The 2,754-nt window shown below is 49.2% G+C and carries 3 protein-coding genes; all 3 read right to left on the bottom strand.

What is annotated here, in order from left to right; all coding sequences use genetic code 11:
- Window positions 1-332: glycerol-3-phosphate acyltransferase (locus Q0X25_RS08305; protein ID WP_298581176.1), on the bottom strand; the 332-nt coding region annotated here is incomplete at its 3' end.
- Window positions 333-334: 2 nt separating this feature from the next.
- Window positions 335-1,654, bottom strand: coding sequence for a ribosome biogenesis GTPase Der (gene der / locus Q0X25_RS08300; RefSeq protein ID WP_298581172.1), 1,320 nt, complete (start codon window positions 1,652-1,654; stop codon window positions 335-337).
- Between the two features lie 125 nt (window positions 1,655-1,779).
- Window positions 1,780-2,631: a 4-hydroxy-3-methylbut-2-enyl diphosphate reductase gene (gene ispH, locus Q0X25_RS08295; protein ID WP_298581169.1), complete on the bottom strand. Its 852-nt coding sequence runs from the start codon at window positions 2,629-2,631 to the stop codon at window positions 1,780-1,782.
- Between the last annotated feature and the right edge of the window lie 123 nt (window positions 2,632-2,754).

Here is a 2,754-nt window from a genome sequence, read left to right as displayed (position 1 = left end):
CCACAAATACAGGCAAGATAAAAAAGACTCGACACCCAACCAAATGAAGTTTGGGGATTAGTCATGGCATAGTCTCCACCAAAAGCAATGTGTGCAACCAACTGTCGTGCCAAGACCATGCAAAGCAAAGCTTTTGCAGCGTCTGCAATCAACGTCGCAAGCGCTGCCTTTGCACCTACCGAACGCCCAACATTTGTAGCTCCGATGTTGTGTGAACCAACACTGCGCACATCGATGCCGTGCATCTTGGCGATCACCAATCCAAAGGGGATACCACAGACTAAATAACACAGGATCATCCCCGCTAACAGAGCAGTCATGAGAGGCGTCATGCCTATGCATCCTTCCTGCGGAATTTCAACCTAAGAGGAGTTCCCTCTAGATTGAATGCCTCGCGAATACGATTCTCAAGAAAATGCTCAAAGTTGTCATCTACCAAATCGGGTGCATTACAGAAAAACGATAGTACCGGTGGCTTACTCCCCGTCTGCGTTGCATAATTAATCTTGAGACGACGACCCCGGTCGCTCACGGTATGACCGGTAGCACGGATAGATTCGAGCACTCTGTTGATTTCGGAGGTCTTAAGCTGCTGCGCGCGTGCTTCGGCAGCCTGGATAGCAAGGGATAAAATCTTGTCACAAGAACGACCTGTCAAAGCTGACACATTGATAGAGGTTGCCCAGGGCGCAAAGACAAGACGACGCTCAAGACCTGCTACCAATGAATCGCGCATCGCATCAGTATCAACAAGATCCCACTTATTAAGAACTACAACTAGTCCACAACCTCGGTCAATAGCAGCAGAAGCCAGCTTTTGATCTTGCTCGGTTACCCCTACACTGGAGTCAACCACAAGCAAGCACACGTCAGCACGGTCAATCGCCGCAAGACCACGCACCAAGCTATAGTACTCAATATCCTCATGTACCTGGCTCTTTTTGCGCATACCTGCAGTATCAACAAGGCGAATAGGGCGACCTTGCCACTCAATCATTGTGTCAATAGCATCACGAGTGGTGCCCGCAATGTCAGAAACGATGGAGCGACTCTTATTGGAAAGCCTATTAGCAAGACTGGATTTACCAACATTGGGACGACCAATAATAGCGATGGATAAAACCTCATCATCGACTTCTTCTTCATCGCTTTCCTCGGGCAAAAGATTGACAATTTCATCAAGCAGATCGCCTGTCCCATAGCCATGACCTGCAGATATGGGGCGAGGTTCACCCACGCCAAGCGAATAATATTGCCAAGCAGCAAGCTCATCTTGAGGATTATCCTGCTTGTTAACAACGAGCAAAGTTGGTTTTTTTGCACGGCGCACTACGCGGGCGACCTCTTCGTCCTCATCGGTCACACCAACGCTACCGTCAACAACCATGACAATGACCTGTGCTTCATCACAGGCAAATAATGCTTGTTCTCGAATGCGCGGAGCAAAAGTATCACGAGACTTAATTGACTCAATACCACCTGTGTCTATAAGGGTAAATTCACGCCCATTCCAGTCGCACTCATGATAGCTACGATCACGGGTAACACCGCGAGACTCATGAACAATGGCATCGCGAGATTGGGCGAGACGATTTACAAGCGTAGATTTGCCAACGTTGGGACGACCAACAACAGCAACAATTGACTTGGACATAACACTCCTTGCTGGTAAGTACTTACTCTAAGAGTCTACCCCAGCAACCGAGGATCTAGTGCTACAAGCGCTGTATATCCTTCAGAAAACGCTCGCAATCATGTAGCGCATAGATATGTCGATTTTTATTTTTGAGTTGCCGCACAGAGAGTGGCAATATGATTTTGTACCGCATCAATCTGATCGGTCGGTGTTGAAGCGCCTGCTGTAATACCCACCAGTTCTGCATCGGCAAACCAATCAGCTTCAAGCTCACTAGGTCCCTCAATATGGTGTGTCGTTTTGCAATGGTTAGCACAAATTTCAGCTAAATGGGTGGTATTGGCAGAATTATGCCCACCGATAACAATCATGACATCTGCCTCAGTTGCTAGCTCAGCTGCTGCACGTTGACGCGATGAGGTGGCCTCACAAATGGTATTCACTACGCGCAACTCATCGGTTAAAGGAAGCAGAGCATCCATAATTCCTTGCACGCGATCTTGCGTCATGGTGGTCTGAACCACCATACCCACACGACGGGAGATTTTTACATCTTTAAGCTCTGAGGCATCTCCTACAACCAAAGCTTCAGGAGCGTGCCCTACGGTACCCTCTACTTCGGGATGCCCCACCTCACCCACGACGATAAGCTGATAGCCTTCGCGGCTCAGAAGTTCAGCTGCATTGTGTGCCCGTTTTACAAAAGGACAAGTGGCATCAATAACCTCTGCGCAGGCCTTCCGAGCAGCAGATTCAACCTCTGGCGTCACGCCATGCGTCCGTAGTACCAAAGTATTGCCTTCAGCATCGCAAGGCTGCTCAACCACTTCAACACCAGAAGCTTCCAAATCAGCTACAACTGTTGGATTGTGAATAAGGGGACCCAGCGTACGCACATGACCAGGAGCTGCTTGTGCTGCCTTGCGCACCATATCAAGTGCACGGCCCACGCCATAGCAAGCACCTGCCTCGCGAGCAATACGAATTTCTGGCATCTAGAGAGCTCCTTTCAAGCTCGCCACAAGACTGCAGAAGTCTTACGAACTATTCTTTGCCTGGGTGCCTGGCTCGTAGCTCATCTCGCAATGCATAGACCTGCTCCATAGCAATGCGTTCCA

Source organism: uncultured Olegusella sp. (assembly GCF_947253395.1).
In the GTDB taxonomy this organism is placed as follows: Bacteria; Actinomycetota; Coriobacteriia; order Coriobacteriales; family Atopobiaceae; genus Olegusella.
This window is presented reverse-complemented; position numbering and strand designations above follow the sequence as displayed.